At 38.1% G+C, this 18,320-nt stretch carries 18 protein-coding genes and 1 pseudogene; 10 read left to right on the plus strand and 9 right to left on the minus strand.

Annotated features, from left to right (window positions below; all coding sequences use genetic code 11):
• From MSI_RS09085 to MSI_RS09105, 5 genes and pseudogenes are all read right to left on the minus strand, one after another.
• Window positions 1-368, minus strand: a pseudogene (locus MSI_RS09085) (hypothetical protein); the annotation flags it as partial.
• Window positions 369-1,172 (minus strand): hypothetical protein, encoded by an 804-nt coding sequence (locus MSI_RS09090; RefSeq protein ID WP_009106053.1) that lies wholly within the window; start codon window positions 1,170-1,172, stop codon window positions 369-371.
• A 2-nt stretch (window positions 1,173-1,174) separates the two neighbouring features.
• The gene (locus tag MSI_RS09095) at window positions 1,175-4,516 is read right to left on the minus strand and encodes a hypothetical protein (protein ID WP_009106055.1); all 3,342 of its coding nucleotides are present in this window, start codon (window positions 4,514-4,516) and stop codon (window positions 1,175-1,177) included.
• A 162-nt stretch (window positions 4,517-4,678) separates the two neighbouring features.
• Window positions 4,679-5,029 carry a hypothetical protein gene (locus MSI_RS09100; RefSeq protein ID WP_009106057.1) on the minus strand — a complete coding sequence of 117 codons (351 nt, stop codon included), beginning with the start codon at window positions 5,027-5,029 and terminating at the stop codon, window positions 4,679-4,681.
• 5 nt (window positions 5,030-5,034) lie between these two features.
• Entirely contained in the window at window positions 5,035-6,915 is a 1,881-nt protein-coding gene (locus tag MSI_RS09105; protein ID WP_009106059.1) for an OPT family oligopeptide transporter, read from the minus strand.
• A gap of 146 nt (window positions 6,916-7,061) precedes the next feature.
• Here MSI_RS09105 and MSI_RS09110 point away from each other — a divergent pair, with 146 nt between their 5' ends.
• Window positions 7,062-7,559, plus strand: coding sequence for a septum formation initiator family protein (locus MSI_RS09110; protein WP_009106061.1), 498 nt, complete (start codon window positions 7,062-7,064; stop codon window positions 7,557-7,559).
• Window positions 7,540-8,118: an L-threonylcarbamoyladenylate synthase gene (locus tag MSI_RS09115; protein ID WP_009106062.1), complete on the plus strand. Its 579-nt coding sequence runs from the start codon at window positions 7,540-7,542 to the stop codon at window positions 8,116-8,118. Before MSI_RS09110 ends, MSI_RS09115 begins: the two co-directional genes overlap by 20 nt.
• On the opposite strand, the gene MSI_RS09120 is transcribed toward MSI_RS09115, so the two are convergent.
• Both MSI_RS09120 and smpB read right to left on the minus strand, forming a co-directional pair.
• Complete coding sequence (locus tag MSI_RS09120; protein WP_009106065.1) at window positions 8,115-8,993, minus strand: hypothetical protein; 879 nt, start codon at window positions 8,991-8,993, stop codon at window positions 8,115-8,117. The genes MSI_RS09115 and MSI_RS09120 overlap by 4 nt on opposite strands.
• Before the next feature lie 19 nt (window positions 8,994-9,012).
• Window positions 9,013-9,477, minus strand: coding sequence for an SsrA-binding protein SmpB (smpB, locus tag MSI_RS09125; protein ID WP_009106068.1), 465 nt, complete (start codon window positions 9,475-9,477; stop codon window positions 9,013-9,015).
• An 86-nt stretch (window positions 9,478-9,563) separates the two neighbouring features.
• Between smpB and lepB the strand changes: the two genes are divergently transcribed.
• Window positions 9,564-10,262, plus strand: coding sequence for a signal peptidase I (gene lepB, locus MSI_RS09130; protein ID WP_009106070.1), 699 nt, complete (start codon window positions 9,564-9,566; stop codon window positions 10,260-10,262).
• A 12-nt stretch (window positions 10,263-10,274) separates the two neighbouring features.
• A complete protein-coding gene (gene hemW, locus MSI_RS09135) occupies window positions 10,275-11,462 on the plus strand; it encodes a radical SAM family heme chaperone HemW (RefSeq protein WP_009106073.1) in 1,188 nt (395 codons plus the stop codon).
• Here the strand turns inward: hemW and MSI_RS09140 are convergent.
• Together MSI_RS09140 and MSI_RS09145 are read right to left on the minus strand one after the other, a co-directional pair.
• Entirely contained in the window at window positions 11,425-12,804 is a 1,380-nt protein-coding gene (locus MSI_RS09140) for a HAMP domain-containing sensor histidine kinase (protein ID WP_009106075.1), read from the minus strand. The two genes, hemW and MSI_RS09140, sit on opposite strands and share 38 nt — an antisense overlap.
• Before the next feature lie 31 nt (window positions 12,805-12,835).
• A complete protein-coding gene (locus MSI_RS09145) occupies window positions 12,836-13,561 on the minus strand; it encodes a response regulator transcription factor (protein ID WP_009106077.1) in 726 nt (241 codons plus the stop codon).
• A 151-nt stretch (window positions 13,562-13,712) separates the two neighbouring features.
• Between MSI_RS09145 and MSI_RS09150 the strand changes: the two genes are divergently transcribed.
• The 6 genes from MSI_RS09150 to fliN are packed head-to-tail and all read left to right on the plus strand — an operon-like array spanning window position 13,713 to window position 18,285.
• Window positions 13,713-13,913, plus strand: coding sequence for a flagellar FlbD family protein (locus MSI_RS09150; protein WP_009106079.1), 201 nt, complete (start codon window positions 13,713-13,715; stop codon window positions 13,911-13,913).
• A complete protein-coding gene (locus MSI_RS09155; protein WP_009106081.1) occupies window positions 13,913-14,695 on the plus strand; it encodes a motility protein A in 783 nt (260 codons plus the stop codon). The genes MSI_RS09150 and MSI_RS09155 overlap by 1 nt, the downstream gene beginning before the upstream one ends.
• Before the next feature lie 12 nt (window positions 14,696-14,707).
• Window positions 14,708-15,433, plus strand: a complete 726-nt coding sequence (gene motB / locus MSI_RS09160; protein WP_009106082.1) for a flagellar motor protein MotB — start codon at window positions 14,708-14,710, stop codon at window positions 15,431-15,433.
• 33 nt (window positions 15,434-15,466) lie between these two features.
• Window positions 15,467-16,027 carry a flagellar basal body-associated FliL family protein gene (locus MSI_RS09165; RefSeq protein WP_009106084.1) on the plus strand — a complete coding sequence of 187 codons (561 nt, stop codon included), beginning with the start codon at window positions 15,467-15,469 and terminating at the stop codon, window positions 16,025-16,027.
• A 16-nt stretch (window positions 16,028-16,043) separates the two neighbouring features.
• A complete protein-coding gene (fliM, locus tag MSI_RS09170) occupies window positions 16,044-17,087 on the plus strand; it encodes a flagellar motor switch protein FliM (protein WP_009106086.1) in 1,044 nt (347 codons plus the stop codon).
• Window positions 17,080-18,285: a flagellar motor switch protein FliN gene (gene fliN / locus MSI_RS09175; protein ID WP_009106087.1), complete on the plus strand. Its 1,206-nt coding sequence runs from the start codon at window positions 17,080-17,082 to the stop codon at window positions 18,283-18,285. The genes fliM and fliN overlap by 8 nt, the downstream gene beginning before the upstream one ends.
• Window positions 18,286-18,320 lie beyond the last annotated feature (35 nt).

The following is an 18,320-nucleotide window of genomic DNA, read 5'->3' on the forward strand; positions in this document are numbered from 1 at the left end:
GAGGCTGGCCATGAAATAAAAAAAACTGAAAATAAATTATCTTCTGTAAATTTCTGAAGAAGAAGGTTTTTCAGATTGCTGTCTTTACTTGTTTTTATAATATAATCAAAGTCAGAATTATATTGATCAAATTCATCTGTATATCTGATTGCCCCGATTTTTATTCCCGGAAAACTTTGTCTTAAAAAGGGTAAACAATAGGATAAGCCTGGTTCTGTAATTAAAATAGAAGAGGGGGTAAAAGGGCATTTTAAATTATTGCAAAATCTTTGAGCTTCTTTTACTGGAGAATATGCTGAATGAAGGAAAAGAGAGTTTACTTTTACAGTCTTAACTCTGTCTTTTGAATCTAAATATTCAAAATTCAATTAAATCACCTTCAAAAACTCTCTTGCAGCAATATCAGATTGTGCCTGTCCTAAAAAGTTCAGGCCTATTAATTCTGCACTGTCATCAAAGACGTTTTTTAATAACTTTACCAGATGACTATGTAAAAGTTCTGGCACAAATACAGACTTTGTTGAAAAAATTACGTTTACAGCGGTTTTTGAACTTTTTGAAACTGCCGAAGGAGAAGAGAAATAAAAGGTCATTCGGTTTAAGACTTCCTGGGTAAGTGCATTTTCAAATATATCACGTACATCGCTGTCGTCTTTGATATTTTTTGCGCAAAAATCTTCTATGCTTTCAGAAAAATCTACAGAAAGCATATAATTTTTGTTTTCTGGAATTAGTTTTGTGTAATTTTGAATTAGAGATATAGATTTATATTCCTGAATAAGGGAAGAAGTCAGATTTTTGTTGCAGATAAAAATCAAAGAGTCTTCTGTAAGTCTGCAAATGCTGACATGATTAATTTTATCTTTAATATTAAAAGAGAAAAACTGCAAAAGCTGGGTAAGACTTGCGTCCTCTTTAGAAAAATTGTAAATCCTTCCTAAAACAGGCGTAAGACCGTCCCAAAAGGCTTTTGTAGAGTCAGAAAGTAAAATTGATTTACCGTCAAGTCCGTAAGAGTTTTTGCAGAAGAAGAAATCTGAATAAAAAGAGAATTCGGAAAATATTTCAATTTCATTGTTTTTAATGAAATTGAAATATGAATTACCCTGCTTAAAATTCTGTAATGATTCTATTTTACGCAAAAGTCCTGAGTTTTGAGAAGTTAAGTCCATGATTAAGACAATCCCAATTCAGAGAATAACTTTTTGTATGTAACAAACTCATCAGATTTTGCGAATTCCATGATTTTTTCTTCCGGAAGGTTTTCAAGAAGCTGATCCATGTAAAGCAAAACAGATTTAATGTCGCGTTTCAGATCATCATTAGTTGTTTTTTCAGAAGTATAAAGACTATCCTGCTGAATGGCATTTTCCTTATCAGCATTAAGATAATCAATATTGTCCTTTGAAATATTTGTATCAAGATTGTCTACTTCCGCAAACTCTGTAGAAATTTCGGCAGGCTCTTCTTCTAGAGGAGGCTGAGAAAGAAGTTTATCAACTGTAGGAATATCTTCATCTTGTGAAGAAACTTCAGCTTCTGTTACAGAAGTTTCTTCTTCTACAGGTCCTGCTGGTTCTTCGATAATATTGTCAATTGTATCAAAAGAAGGCTGGTCAGCAGTCTCTTCTGTTTTTGTTTCAACGACATCAACCTTTTCGAGGTCAGAAAGAAGAGTTTCTGTTGTATCAAAATGCTCTTCAAACAAGGTATCTGGAGAATCAAACTGTACTGTATTTTCTGCACTTGTATCAGAATCTGTATCATTGAAGATTGTTTCTGTTGTTTCAAAAACAGGTTCGTTATCAGCTTCAGTAACTGCTTCATTTTCAGCTTCGCTAACTGGCTGGCTTACAGCTTCCACTGCAGTCTCGTTTTCTTCAACTTCAGCAGTATTTTCTTCTGCACTTGTATTTACAGAATCCATAAAGTCTGTCTGGTTTGACTCAACAAAGATTTCCTCGTCTTTTGGAATTGAAATTTCATCTGGAAGCTCTGTTTCTGCTTCATTTTCTTCGTCAAGCTGGATATTGTTGATATCAGGCTCTTCAAGGTTCTTGTCATCAAAATCAAAAGAGAGATCTTCAGAAACTTCTGTTTCTTCAGTTTCTTCTGTATCATCCAGAACAGGTTCTTCTGTTATAGCTTCTTCAGAAAAGTCTGTTACAGCTTCTTCAGAAAAGTCTGTTACAGCTTCTTCCGCAACTTCTTCTGTTACGTCTGAACTGCTTTCTGCTGGAACTTCTTCTGTTACCTCTGTTGTTGTCATGATGTTTGCAAGTTCATCACCTGAAAGAGCAATTGTTTCATCACCATCATCAGTAAAGAAGCCGCTGTTGTCCGAAGCTACATTTTCTTCTTCCTGTGGAAGTTCAAGATTTTCTTCTGCAGTGGCAGGGGCTTCGTCTTCAACTGTTTCAGACTCGGCTTCAACAATTGATTCACTGTCAATTGGAATCTGTGTCAGTTCATCTGCTGAAAGTGAAATGGTATCATCTTCATCATCAGAGAAGAATCCGCCTTCATTATCAGAAGTTTCTTCAATAACAGGTTCTTCTGTTTCTGTATCATCTAGTCCTTCAAAAACTGATGTGTCTTCCAGGGTAATTTCTGCTTCATCAACGACAGGCGCTTCATTTTCAGTTACAACAGGCTCTTCAGTTACTGGAGCTTCGCTTTCTTCTACGGCTGTTTCTTCAATTACCGGAGCTTCATTTTCTGTCACAGTTGCTTCTTCAAAAACAGGTGCCTGGTTTTCCTCTACAACCGGTTCTTCAAATACTTGAGTTCCGTTTTCTTCTACAGCTGTTTTTTCAGTTGCCGGAGTTTCATTTTCAGTTACAGCAGTTTCTTCAATCACAGGAGCTTCATTTTCAATTACTGACGCTTCTTCAAATACTGGTGCACTTGCTTCTTCTTTTACAGCGTTTGCTTCTCTTTCCTTAACTTCATCAATTTCAGATTTAAGGTTGTTGATATCATTTTTAAGACCGGTAAGCTCAGCCATAATCTGCTGCAAAATGCTTGTTGTTGCAGGATCCGGCTGTGCAATAGTCTGCTGTGGTGCAGCTGCAGTTTCTGTAGCCGCTGTATCTTCTGCTGCTTCCTCTTCAGTTTTAATTTCATTGATTACAGGAGCCGAAGAAAGGGTATCTTCATCACCTATAGAAAGATCGTAGTCAACAACAGCATCCGAAGCCTTTTTCTCTTCAACATTCTGTGTTACAGGAGTTTCTTCTGCATCAGAATCAATTCCAAAGTCAGAAAGGTCTACTTCCTCTGTTGAAACATTAGAGGTGTCTGCAACATATGGTTCATCTGTATCAGAGGTAGAACTTGTTTCTTCTGTTGTATCTGATTCAAATTCTTCTGAATCATCAGCTGTGAAATCAGAAAAATCATCTTCAATTTTATTATCTTCAGTTTCAATTGTATCTGCAGAATCATCAAAAGAAAGATCCATATCAAGAACAGGTTCGTCTTCAATTGTTTCTTCTGCAGGGGACGGAGTTTCCTGAACTTCAACTCCAAAATCACTTGTGTCAATAAAGTCATCAAGAGAGATTTCTTCTGAATTTCCAGAATCAAGTGGGGCAGAAGGGCTTTCTGTATTTGCTGCGGCACCTGGTTCTTTTCCTGGCTCGTAGCCATTGTTTCCGCTTGCGACTGAATCATCAGAGAAACCGTCTTCAAGGAAGTCATCAAGAGAGATTTCCTCTTCTCCAGGTTCAAGCTGAACTCTAGGAGCTTCTGGTTCTGAACTTTCAGCTACTGGTTCATCTATAGAATCAAAACTGATTTCTTCAAATTCAAGATCTGAATTACCGTCTTCTGTATGAATTTCAATTTCATCGCTTGGTGAAGAAGGGGAAGTTTCTTCATTTGCAATGCTTCCAAATTCTGAAATATCTACATCTGAAGATGTATTAACCATGTCTTCAATTGCAGGCTCTTCAAAAACACTTTCTTCTGTAACAGAAGCTTCTTCCGCAGGAGAAGTCTCTTCTGTTTCTGAAGGTTCGTCAAAATTTTCTTCAATTGATGCTTCATCAAAAACAGGTTCTTCTATTTCTCCAACTTCAAGACTGTCGATTTCTGTATCACTTTCTGTGTCAGCATTTTCAAAAGCAGCATCTTCGGGGAAATCATGTAATACTACTTCATCTGTTCCGTTATCATTTGAAATTTCTTCACCATTAGCAAACATCATAGATTCATCTGCTTCTTCTTCAACCTGAGTTGTGTTTGCAATATTCATAAGTTCATCAGCAGTAAGTGTTGAATCTTCGTCTTCGGCGAAAGTATCAGAAGAGCTTTCTTCTACCTTTGGCTCTTCAACACTCTCATTTTTAAACATGTCTGAAAAATCGGAATCATCAAATTCTGGAATGTCTAACATATCATCTGAGGTATTTTCTGTATTTGTATCTGTAATATCTTCTGGCTGCTGTGAGTTATTTTTTACCCAAACGCCGTAACTTTCTAATTCGTTAGTATTTTCATCTGATTTACTCATATTTTTCCCCTTATAGAGTATAAATTCCGCTATTTAATTATCGGTAGAAACGCTTAAAAAAAATAGAGAAATATAAGTTATTCTATTATATCACATAAATTTTGAATTGGATAAAAAAAATTGTTAAAAAGTTTAGCCGGCTTTTACTTCTGTAAGCTTTATTTAAGGCGCTTTATAAAAGAATGAACTTCCAGTGTAGTTAAAAACTGTACGATTCTTTTGAGCATAGTGTCTTTTTCTGAAGGAAAGGCTTCTTCCATTTTTTTTCAGTATGTCAGAAACTGTGTTATTTCCGTCGATGCAAAGCCACAACTTACTGCCGTAAGTATCAAGAGCAATGTTACTGAATCGAGGACGTTTGAAAAATTTTTGTGCAATGGTATTGAAGAAACCCTTGTTTTCCATTTTGATTTCAACAATACCGTTTTCTTTCTGAGTCCACGGACGGTCTTTATTTTGAATAAAGACCAGATCCATGTAATTCGCAGAAAGTTTTTTAGTTTTCTGCTTCATCAGATTTATTTCTTAATTTTCTTCTTAGAGAATACGTAGAAGAGGGCCATCAAAGCAATAAAGAAGATAAGTCCTCCTGCATTTCCAAGCTTTCCGCCCATATCAATTGTAGAAAGTACAGATACTCCCTTAGAAACAGGAATTATTGCAAGCAATGCAAGGATGATACCCATGAGACCTTCACCGGCAATAAGACCTGAACCGAAGAGAACTCCGTTTTCGCCGGCTTCTTTTCCAGCTTCGCCTTTTTTGTCGAACCATGCGCGCAAAAGACCACCGATAAAGATTGGTGTTGAAAGGTGGATTGGAAGGTAAAGTCCAACTGCAACTGGAAGAACTGGAATACCGATTACTTCAATTGCGATACCGATTCCTGCACCTGTAATTACAAGACCCCATGGAAGGTTTCCGCCCATAACGCCTTCTACTACAAGCTTCATCAAAGTAGCCTGTGGAGCAGGAAGTTCTTTTGAACCGAAGCCCCATGCCTTATCAAGAAGGAACATGATTCCGCCGATAGCGAGGGCTGCGGCAACAGAACCAATAAGTTCACCAATCTGCTGATTTTTTGGTGTTGCACCTACAATGTAACCAGTCTTAAGGTCCTGAGAAATATCACCTGCCATACAAGCGATGATACAGATGATTGTTCCGATACAGATTGCAGAAATCATTCCTGCAACACCTGTGTGTCCAGTAGACTTAAGAAGGGCAGTTGCAATAATCAAGGTTGCAATTGTCATTCCAGATACAGGGTTATTTGAAGAACCTACAATACCAACCATGCGGCTTGAAACAGTTGCAAAGAAGAATCCGAAAAGCACGATGATAAGGGCACCAAGCAATCCTACAGGAATAGCTGGAAGCAGCCAGATTACAACTACAATAATAAGTGCAAGAATAAGAAGGAATTTTGTTGAAAGATCGCGGTTTGTGCGTTCTTCAGTAGCTTCCTTGTGACCAAAGCCGCCTACAGCTTTTTTGAAAGTCTTAATGATTGTAGGAAGTGATTTGATAAGGCTGATAATACCACCAGTTGCTACGGCTCCGGCACCAACATAACGGATGTAGTTACTCCATACACCCCATACACCAAGTTCATTTACAGGAACCTTTGCCGGTGCAATCTGAATTGTGCCGCCAAAAAGATTGATTAATGGAATTGCAACGAACCAGCCTAAAATACCACCGGCAAAAAGGTAGGCAGAAATTTTCTTTCCGCAGATAAATCCAACACCTGCAAGAGATGGAAGAATGTCTGCACCAAAGCCTGAACCAATTGATTTAATGCTCCAGTCAATTTCTGAAGGGAAAAGTTTAATTCCGTCAGCAATAAATTTATAGAGAGTAGAAATTCCAAGCCCTGAGAATACAAGCTTAGATTTTTCTCCGCCTTCTTCACCTGCAAGAAGAACTTCTGCACAGGCAGTTCCTTCTGGGAATGGAAGCACACCGTGTTCTTCTACAATAAGGGCAGAACGGAGTGGAACCATGAAAATAAGACCAAGAATTGCGGCACAAAGAGAAACTGTAGCAATTACCCAGAATGAAGGCTTAGAAATAGCGTTGCTTTCTTTTGCCCACATGAACAAAGCAGGAAGTGTAAAGATTGCTCCTGCAGCCAGTGATTCTCCTGCTGAACCGATAGTCTGAACCATATTGTTCTCAAGGATAGAATCACGCTTCATAATGATTCTGATAATTCCCATTGAGATTACGGCAGCTGGAATTGAAGCTGAAATTGTCATACCTACGCGAAGTCCCAGGTATGCGTTTGCAGCACCAAAAAGTACTGCAAGAAGGATTCCAAGCACAATAGAAACCGGAGTGATTTCCGGAAGAATTCTATCGGCAGGAATAAAAGGTTTGAATTTTTTTTCTTCCATAACGATTTATAAATCCTTTATATATAGAAATTTTGATAGCCTTACTATTATATCACAAATTGTTATTAAGTTCTAATAATAATTTTTTATATTCTCTCTGCAAAAATCCTTGTAGAAATTACTATTGCCTGCCGATATTTTAACAAATGAAATGTGCAAAATACTTGTTCTCAATTTTTGTTGGAACAGCTATCTATGTTTGTTTGTCTCTCTGCTTTGGCCAGAATGGAATGCGCTGTTATAAACAGCTTGAAGAGCAGAAAATACTTCTGAGCAAACGGACAAGTGAAATTCAAAATATAAATACAGAATTGACTCTTGAATATTCAGCCCTGCAGAATGATAAGGCTGTTATTTCTGCTTATGCACGTAAACTTGATTATGTAAGTGACGGCGAAAAGCTTGTAAAAATTACCGGCTTAAAGCCTGCTCAGACTACCTTATATGATACAGGAAGCCTTCTTCGTCATGAAGATCCAGATTTTCTTTCTGAAGATGCTTGTAAAATCATCAGTGTTTTTATTACAATCCTTTGTCTTGGAGTAATGTTCCTTTTTGATGTAAGTAATGGTAAAATCTCCCTTAAAAAAGAACGTTCCCCTATGATTAAAGGAATTCCTGTATATGATTTTAAACAAATCTGATAAAAACTCTTCTGAACTTTGTATTAATGCACTTAAAAAGGGAAGTATTGTAATAATCCCGACTGATACCGTTTATGGCTTTTCCGGCCTTGTTCTTCCCGGAAATCCTCTTGACGGCGATTCAAAAATTAAAGCAATAAAGGGAAGGGCAGAAACAAAGCCTTTTATCCAGCTGATTGCAAGCCCTGAAGATATCAAAAAGCATACTGATGATAAAATCCCGGAAAATCTTCTTTCTTACTGGCCGGGGCCTCTTACAATAATCGTAAACAATAAAAATGAAAAAAGAGACGGACTTAAAACCATTGCCTTCCGATGTCCTGGAGATGAATGGCTTAGAAAAATTATAGCCCAGGCGGGAGCACCTCTTTATTCTACAAGCGTAAACAGAAGCGGTTTTCCTGTTTTAGATAGCGAAGAAGCAATTGTAAGTGAATTTGAAAAAGACGTTGATTTAATAGTTCTTGACGGTGATAAAAAAAATGCCGTGCCTTCTACAATTGTAAGTCTTGCTGACGGGCAGGTAAAGGTGCTCCGCCAGGGAGCCTTAAAAATCTAGTTTATTCTTGTCCAGGTAACGGGAATGTCGGCATAACTTACATTTCCTGCTTCTGAAATGAGGGTGTGTTTCTGTCCTGTAAGGGTGTTTGAATCACTTGCAGTAAGAGTCCATTCAATAGGAGCTGCATTTACGGCATGTTCCAGTGCTTCCTGTCGCGAAAGTTCTGGGAAATATGAAGCATTTGATTTTTGATTTTGTGTAATGGTTATTTTCTTTCCGGAACTTTCATCCAGCTTAATTATGATATTCATGCTGGCACCATTGTTGAAAATCACAAAGCCTCGGCCACCCCTCATAATTACAACCTTATTAAGTCCGTTTTCTGCCTTCCAGGTGCCGGAAAGGAACTCAGTTGAAACTGCAGTTTTTGAAGGAGGTAAGGCTTCCTTTTGTTTTGAAGATGTGTCGTCAGGAGCATCTCCCCCCTTAGTAATCAAATCACTTAGGGAAGTTTTTAAATTATCCTTTGGTTCCATAAGGATTTTATAAAAGGAATCGTATTCTTTTGTTCTGGTAACTTCAGAGCTTTCGTAAACAATGTGAAAAACTGTAATCCATTTATCAGAATCATCTTTCTTGTTTATTTCTGCAAAGAAAGTTTTTTTCTGGGGGGTAAAGGCTGTCTTATCAAGATTGTCGTATTCTTTAAAGGTGAATTCAGCTCTTCTGTCGGTAACAGAAAAGCCTTGAATTTCTGAAAGCTGAGTATAATAAAGGTCGCTGGTCAGCTTTGCCATATTCATATCAAGATCATCAGAAAAAATACCGCAGTAATCTATTTCAAATTCCTGACCAGAACAGAAGAAAGCTGTAAAGCCTGTTAAAATGAGAAAAATGAAAAAGAATTTGAACTTTTTTAATTTTTTCTGCAAATTCTGTCCCCGGTTAATTCTATCCTCTTAATCTTTCCGAAAACTCCCGCTGAATATCACGTTTTACATCACGGTCTTTAATGCTTGCCCGCTTGTCAAACTGCTTTTTACCCTTGCAGACTCCCAGTGTTACTTTTACTCGGCCCTTTACAAGGTAAAAATTCAGCGGAATCAGTGTAAATCCCTTTTCTTCAACCTTGCGGGTCAGACGCTTGATTTCTTCTTTGTGTAAAAGAAGCTTTTTTGGTCTGTCCGGATCGTGGTTAAAAATTGAAGAATACACATATTCCGATATATGAAAGTTTTTAAGCCAAACTTCATTATCTATAATTTCGGCAAAAGAATCAGGAAATGAAATATTTCCGTTTTTTACTGATTTAACTTCGGTTCCTACAAGCTCAAGTCCGCACTCATAAGTTTCTTCTACAAAGTAATCAAATCGGGCTTTTCTGTTGTCAGCAATATATTTTCTTTCATCAGCCATAATATGAAATTATATAATTAAATCAGTTGGTTGTAAAAGCACTTTATATGTGATATTTTTATTTAAAAAGATTTTCTGAGGCAATCATGAACGATAAATTATTGCATTATTCTTATTCCCATAAAGTTCAGACCAATAAACGCATATTTTTTACAATTTTTAATGCAGTTTTTTTATTTGTAATTCTGAATCTTATTCTTGCCTATGTATTTTTTCCTGTTCATCAGACTTCAGTTTCTATGATTCCTGATATTGAAGAAAATTCTCTTGTAATGGTTTCTCCCTGTTCTAAAAAACTGGAACGTGGTGATATTGTTCTTTTGAAAGCAAGAAAAAGTCTGCAGCTTACAAAATTTCAGCGTCTTTCAGATATGTTTGTACGCTTTTTTACCGGACAGCAGATTTCTCTTTTTGAAAAAAATAATTTTCCTGGAACAAACAGTCAGCTTCGTCGTGTTGTAGGTCTTCCTGGTGACAGAATTTACATGCGCGATTATGTTTTGTACGTAAAACCGGCTGACGGAAAGTATTATCTTACAGAATTTGAAATTGCAAAAAATCCCTACAATGTTACCTTTTTTACAGCTCCTCCGGAGTGGGATTCTTATCTTGGTGTAAAAGGTTCTTTTGATGAAATCCTTCTTGCTGACAATGAATACTTTGTCCTTGGAGATAACAGAAAATCAAGTGATGATTCCCGCCTTTACGGTCCTGTAAAACTTGAAAACGTGCGTGGAAAAGTTTTTTTGTGCTATTTTCCATTTAATAAGTTCCGTCTCTTTTAGGTTCTTTTTGTAATGAAGGTTTCTGAACCTGCTCTTTACATTCATATTCCTTTCTGTATTTCAAAATGCCATTACTGTGATTTTTTCAGTCTTGGCGGTAATTCTGCTGTTTCTGATGCTTATGTAGAGGCCTTGTGTGCTGAAATAAGGGAGCGGGCAGAGGCGGCTGGTGTTGAGAAGTGGACTTCTGTTTATGTTGGAGGGGGAACTCCAAGTCTTTTATCCTGTGAACAGCTTGGAAAAATATCAGATACGGTAAAAAAATCTGCCTTTCTGGATGCTTCCTGTGAGTTTACAATTGAATTAAATCCTGATGATATTACAAAAGAACTTTTACAGGCTCTTGAAAATTGCGGAATTAACCGTATTTCTGTCGGCATTCAGTCTTTTTGTGATAAGGCTCTTAATTTTTCAAGGCGCCGGGCAGACAGCCTTAAAAATGAAAATGCCCTCAAGCTGATAAAACAGTTCTGGAAAAAACGCTTTTCTGTGGATTTAATCTGCGGGCTTCCTTTTGAAAGCCAGGAATCCTTTTTGTCTGGGCTTGAAAAAGCTATTTCCTATAATCCAGATCATATTTCCATGTATTCCCTTACTTTTGAAGAGGAAACTCCTTTTGGAAAGCTTTTAAATCAGAATAAACTCGATTATGATTTTGAGTTTTCTGACAGTCTCTGGCTTATAGGCCGCGACTTTCTGGAAAGTAAGGGCTATTTACAGTATGAAGTTTCGAATTTTTCTAAGCCTGGCTTTGAAAGCCTTCATAATTTATGTTACTGGAATCATAAAAGTTATATAGGGGCTGGAAGCGGGGCTACAGGTACTTTGTACTTTTCTGATGGAAGTGCCTTTCGTTATACAAATAAAACTGACATCGCTGAATATATAAAAGGACCTCTTAACTGCAGCCTTGATGAAAAAATAGACACAAAAACTTCGGTAATTGAGTTTTTTATGATGGGGCTAAGGAAAATCAGCGGGGTAAGTGAAGGTGCTTTTAAGCTTTCTTTTGGAAAGAAAGCCTCTTTTTCTGAGAGTGTTAAAGAGTTAGCCCTAAAATGGCAGAAAAAAAACTTATGTCAGGTAAATTACGGGGGAGACGGAGAGAAGGGGGATTTTTCTTTTACCCTTGGAAAGAGCGGAATAATTTATTTAAACCGCTTTATTGTTGAACTTTTGTCTCTTTTGGAAGGGGAATAGTAATTGTAAAGCAGCTTCCTTTCCCTTTTTCGGATTCGACGTCAATTTTCCAGCCGTGAGTTTCAATGATGTTTTTAACAACCGAAAGTCCAATTCCCATTCCTTCTTCGCGGCGGGAATTAGAAGCCCTGTAGAAGAGATCAAAAATATTTGCAAGGTCAGATTCGCTGATTCCAATTCCTGTATCACAGATTTTTACAGTAATTGCATCTTTTATTTCTTCTGCGCAGATTTTTATTTCATCGCCTTCTTCTGTGTATCTCAGAGCATTTCCGATAAGGTTTTCAAAAACCCGGTTTACCAGCTGCTCATCATAAGGAATTATATATTCGTTTGGAAGATTTATGTTACTTGTAAGCTTTCTGTTGAATACGCTGATTGTACTTTCTGCATCGTCTGCAATATGTCTTATGAGTTTTACAATAGGCTGTGGAGTAAGGGTTTTTCTTATATCACTGTTTTCGAGTTTTACAAAGTTAATAAGGGTGTTAATCATGTTTTCAAGATGAGTTGATTTTGACTTTATAAGTTCAATTGCTTTGATTCGCTCATCTTTTCCTTTGATTACCCCGTCAATTATAGCTTCTGTATAGCCCTTGATTATGGCAATAGGAGTTCTTAAATCATGACTTATACCCATGATGAATTTATATTTACGGTTTTGAGCACTTACAAGTGCCTGTCTCATGGTTTCAAGGCTGTTTGAAATTGAAGTGATTTCATTTGTTTTTATTTTTGCATCGCTGATAATTTCAACATCAAGGTTTCCGTCTGCAATCTGGCTCATCTGCTTCTGAATGTTTATGATTGAACGGAACATGTTGCGTGAAATTTCAAATAGTATTATGACGCTTATTGTAACAAGAGTTCCGATTATGATTAAAAGAGGCAGTAAAAAATCTCTTGCCTTTCTTTCAGGGGGCTCTTTTTTGGGGAAACGGGTTACAAGAATGTATCTTTCATCATCAAAAGTATGGCTGGTAAACTGATAGATGTATTGACTGCTTGCAGACTGAAGAAAGGGTACCATATTTGAATTATTCAGTTTTGTTCCAGCCGGTATTCCTTTTATTGTTGAAATTATAACTTTTCCTGTTTTGTCGAATAAAAAGGAGTCCATTTCCGGTGGTAAAAAGTTAAAGCTTTCAGAGATTTTTTCCTGATTATTCTGGGGAAAAGCTTCCTGCTCATGCTTTTTAAACACTCTGAAGGAAGCTTCATCAGTTGTCGTGTAATGACTTTTAGAATGAAGATAATTGTTTACATTAATGAATAGAACGCATAAAACCGGAATTGCGATGATAATTGCAGCAAGAAGATTTAATTGTTTCTTTAGAGTCATATATACCGCCTGTAATCCGGCCTGTAATGTCTTACTTAATTATGCAGTCTGGATTGAATACGTAGCCTTTTCCAAATACTGTTTTAATGTATTCCTTATCAGAGCCTTCTGTGTGAAGCTTTTTGCGCAGGCGCTGAATGTAAACTGCAACGGCAGTAATATCGCCGAAGTCTACCTTCCATACAGCCTGATAAATCTGTTCAGGAATAAGGGTCTTTCCTGCATTTTTTACAATGTATTCAAGTACTTCGTATTCCTTTGAAGAAAGAGGAATCTTCTGGCTTCCTTTTTTCAAAACACATGAGTTCAAAAGAAGGGTAAAGTCATCAAAGCGGATTGAATCTTCTGCTTTTGCTGAAGCTGAAATCTGGCGGCGGAGATTTGCATTTACGCGGGCAACCAGAACACTTGGTGAGAAAGGTTTTGTTACAAACTCATCAGCTCCAAGTCCAAGGCCTTTAATCATATCTTCATCAGCATCACGTGCTGAAAGAATCATTACAGAAGGTTTTTCTGCTTCTGTAAATCGTTTGCTAAGTTCATTTAAGAAATCAAAGCCGCTCATTCCAGGAAGGTTCAAGTCAAGAATAATCAAATCTGGTTTGCGGTCTTTGTCAAAATTGGCAAGTGCATCCTCTGCGTTGTAAAAAGCTTTAGTGCCAATTTCTGATTTTGAAAGATAAAGGCAGATCAACTGCGAAATTGATTCTTCATCTTCAATTACATACACGTATGGAAGTTTGCTCATATCACTCATAATAAAGATTATAGTAAGATAACAGTAAAATGTGTAATAAATTTTTGTTAATCGTATCTAAAAATGTAAAAAATAAGAGGTTGAAATATAGAAAAAAAAGATTATAATTTTAGATTATGTAGGAAAAGAAAAATTCCGAAAATTAAAAAGTATGATTGAAGTTATGCGTTTGGATGGGAAAAGTTACTGGGTAAATCCACACATGATAGAAAGTATGGAAACTAATCCTGATTTAACATTAACAATGTTATCGGGAAAAAAACTCATCGTAAAGAATTCTCCCCAAGAAATCATCGATAAAATTATCTCATACCGTAAAAAAGTCGGTTCTAGCTGGCAAGAGGTGTTGTAATGGATATAGCTACTATAATTGGTATTGTTGGTGGTGCTGTAATGATCGTCATGTCGGTTGTTACTTCTGGTGGTACTTTGGGAGGTATTATCGATATTCCTTCTGCAGCCATGACAATCGGCGGTTCTTATTTCGCCATGTTCATTGCCGCTCCTTTAAAAAACATTCTGGCTCTTTTCAAAATCATGGGACGTGCCTTTAAAGTTCCTGATTTTGGTGAAAAAAATATCGTAATCAATATGCAGGCACTTTCGGAAAAAGCCCGCCGTGAAGGTATTCTTGCCCTTGAAGACGGACTTGATGATCTGGAAGACCAGTTTATGAAAATGGGACTCCGTCTTGTAGTAGATGGTACTGATGGTAATATTATTCGTGCAGTTATGGAAAACGAAATGAACCAGTGTGAAGCACGTCATATGTACTGGGTAGGACTTATCAACGCCTGGGCCGGATTTGCTCCTGGTTTTGGTATGATGGGTACTGTAGTAGGTCTTATTGGTATGTTGAATAACCTTGAAGATAAGTCATCCCTCGGTCCTAACATGGCGGTTGCTTTGATTACAACACTTTACGGTTCCATGCTTGCCAACTGGCTTATTACTCCCTTCTCTACAAAACTTCTTGCCCACAACCAGCAGGAAATGCGTGCAAAAGAAATGGTAATTGAAGGGGTACTTGCAATTCAGGCTGGTGAAAACCCTCGTATTATGGCTCAGAAACTTCTTACTTATCTTGATCCTGTAACAAGAAAAGCAATTGAAGCTGATGTATTGAAAGACTAATCAGGGGATAAAATGGGAAAATCGAAGGAACCTGAAAAACCGTCGGCTGCCTGGCAAGGTACCTACGGTGATATGATTACACTGATGCTCTGCTTCTTCGTAATGCTTTATGATCCGTCAGAAATCGATATCACTACTTTAGCAACAATTACTCAGAACCTGCAGATGAACGAAACTGAATCAGTTTCGGGCGGTCTTTCCTTGTCTTCTGGTAAACTTTCCGATCTTGGTAATATGATTAACTCCCTGCCTTCTCTGGAAAAGGGACGTTCTTTAGGTCTTGCTAAAAAGAAGGCAGTAAGCCTTTTTGCGCCGGATATTAAATCAAGCAGAATTACAATTACAAGTGATGAACGCGGCCTTATCATCACTCTTCTTTCTGATAACTTTTTTGAAGAGGGAAGCGCGGTTTTAAATATAGAAGAAACCCGCGATACTTTGCTTCGTCTTGCAGACTTTTTTAAGTCTCCTGAAGTTGCAAACCGCCGCTACAGAATAGAAGGACATACAGATAATACTCCTGTTCCTTTTGGTTCGGAATTTACAAGTAACTGGGAGCTTTCGGCTCAAAGAAGTATTAATGTTCTGCATTATTTGGCCGATTATGGAGTAAACGAGAACAGTTTTTCTGTTGCTGGTTACGCGGATACTCGTCCTAAGTTTTCTAATGAAACTGCTGAAGGGCGTGCCTATAACAGACGTGTAGATATAATTATTCTAGACGAGGGACATTTTTAATGTTACTATATATAGAGATTTGCTGGAGGGGAAATGGCAGATAACGACGATATCAATCTGGATGACGGTGGAGAAGCATCTTCATCATCTTCAGAGAAGAAAGGCGGCCTGGGAGGTTTAGTTTCAGGCCTTTTAAAATGGATTATAATCGGTCTTGCTGCAATTATTGTAATTGTTGTAGTTGTTGTAATTACAGTTAAAATTGCAAGCAAAAATACTTCTTCTATAACTGCAATCCCATCTTCAGAGGAATATGTATCTGGTCAGCGTGAAATTTTTGACTGGTATACTTCTTTGGGAATTATCCAGACTTCAACCTGTGATGATCCTCCTGCAACCGTTCGTGTGGATGTGGCACTTGCATATAAAAAAGATGATAAGGCAACATCAACAGAAATTACACAGCGTAACGTTGAATTAAAGGCATTTTTGCGCCGCTATTTCAGCAGCAAAACTGCTGCGGAACTTAGAAATCCTAACAACGAAGATGCATTGGAAAATGAACTTAAGAACGGCATTAATGATAAAATCTTAAGTTCTTCTAAAATAAGAGATGTTGTGTTCCAGTCGAAAGACGTTATAGAACAGAATTAAAAAAGGTGGATTGTGAATGAACGAGGTTCTGTCACAGGACGAAATTGACCAGCTTCTTACTGCCATCAGTTCGGGTGATTCCGAAGTTGATGACTTTAAGCCGGTTAATAGTGCCCGCAAAATTAAGATTTACGATTTTAAGCGTCCTGATAAATTCTCAAAGGAGCAGTTGCGTACAGTTTCGAATATGCACGAAACTTTTGCGCGTTTAACAACTACTTCTTTGTCTGCACAGCTTCGTTCTCTGGTTCACGTTCACGTAGCGTCGGTAGATCAGCTTACATATGAGGAGTTTATTCGTTCTATCCCGACTCCTACAACTCTTGCCGTAATCAATATGGACCCTCTTAAGGGAAACGCCGTTTTGGAAATTGACCCTGCAATCACTTTCTGTATGATTGACCGTCTTTTTGGTGGACGAGGAGCAATTTCTGGTGGTGGTAATAAAAACCGCGACCTTACTGATATTGAACAGGAAGTAATGGAAGGTGTAATCGTTCGTATTCTTGCTAACATTCGTGAAGCATGGACTCAGGTAATCGACTTGCGCCCTCGTTTTGCCCAGATTGAAACAAACCCTCAGTTTGCGCAGATTGTACCTCCTACTGAAATGGTCGTGCTTATTACACTTGAAACAAAGGTCGGTGATGAGGAAGGAATGATGAACTTCTGTATTCCTTACCTTGTTCTTGAACCTATTATTTCAAAGCTGTCTTCTCAGTTCTGGTTCTCTTCAGTCCGCAAGAACTCTACTACACAGTATCTTGGAACTATTAAGCAGCAGCTTACAGATGTAAATATGGATGTCGTTGCAGACATCGGAACTATAAATCTTCCTATCCGTGATGTGCTTAGCCTGCGGGTAGGTGACGTTGTGCGTCTTTCTACTATCAAAGTTGGTGACCCTTTGACGCTCAGCGTTGGAAACAAAAAGAAATTTTACTGCCAGCCGGGTGTTGTCGGTAAAAAAATGGCTGTTCAAATTACAGGAAAAATGGAAAACCAGGAATCAGACGATTTTGAAGAGCTTTCAGTAGAAGGAGACGAAACTTATGAGTGATGGTGCTATCTCACAGGATGAAATTGACGCTTTGTTATCAGGCGTTTCAGTGGACGGATTAAATGCTTCTGGTCACGTAGGAAACGACCCAACTCATCATTTTGATATTCCTACTCTTCAGAAAATGGCTGATGATTTGCAGCCTAAGACTGAGGAAAATATTAATAAATACACTGGCGCAACCTTTAAGGTAGATAAACCTTATGTTGAACAGGCTAACCGTGATATCGTGCTTTCAAAAATCCCTGAAGTGGTAGTTGGAGTAAATGCTGACTATACAGCAGGAATTAAGGGAAATCACCTTTATATCATGTCTCCTGAGTTTGCCCTTAAGCTTTTTGCCCTTGTTGGCGGAGAAGCTGCTGCAGAAGTTGATGATATGGTCTTGTCTGTAGTAAGTGAGTTTGTTGCTACTCATATTGCTGCAGAAATTAACATTCTTGATGCAACAGGAAAGGCTAGCGGACTTGCAAACGCAACTCCAGAAACTGTAAATGACTCAAAAGCTGTAATCATGTTCCCTCAGGGGGATTTTGTTCTTGCAAGCTATCCTATTACTCTTGAAAGTGAAGCCTTTACCTTGTGGGAATGTATCGGCGGAGATGCTGCTGAAGGCATGACAAATGCTTTAGGCGGTGGAAAAGAAGAACCTGCTCCAATTGGAGCTGTTGATATGGGCGCTGCTGCAATGGGCGGTATGGCTGGCGGAATGCCGGGTGGTGCTCAGATGGGCGCAATGCCAAATATGGGCATGAACATGGGAATGGGAATGCAGCAGCCTATGGGCGGTATGCAGATGGGCGGAATGCCGAATATGGGTATGGGAATGCCTATGGGTGGTATGATGCCTAATATGGGTATGAATATGGGAATGAACGTTCCTAATGTTCAGCAGCTCCAGTTCCCTAATCTTCAGAACGGTGTAGCAGGTGGTGAACAGGGTAATATCGGTCTTATCATGGACGTATTCATGGAAATGACCGTAGAACTTGGACGTACTAAAAAATCCATTAAAGATATTCTTGGAATGGGTGAAGGTACAATCATCGAGCTTGATAAGCTTGCCGGTGAACCGGTTGATATCCTTGTAAACCATAAGGCAATTGCCAAGGGAGAAGTTGTAGTTATTGATGAAAACTTCGGTGTTCGTGTAACTGAAATTCTTTCTCCTCAGGAGCGCGTTAACGAATTGAACTAAAAATAAATGACTGTTTTGGGGAAAACAGTTAATAA

Origin of the sequence: Treponema sp. JC4 (assembly GCF_000260795.1) — a bacterium.
In the GTDB taxonomy this organism is placed as follows: Bacteria; Spirochaetota; Spirochaetia; order Treponematales; family Treponemataceae; genus Treponema_D.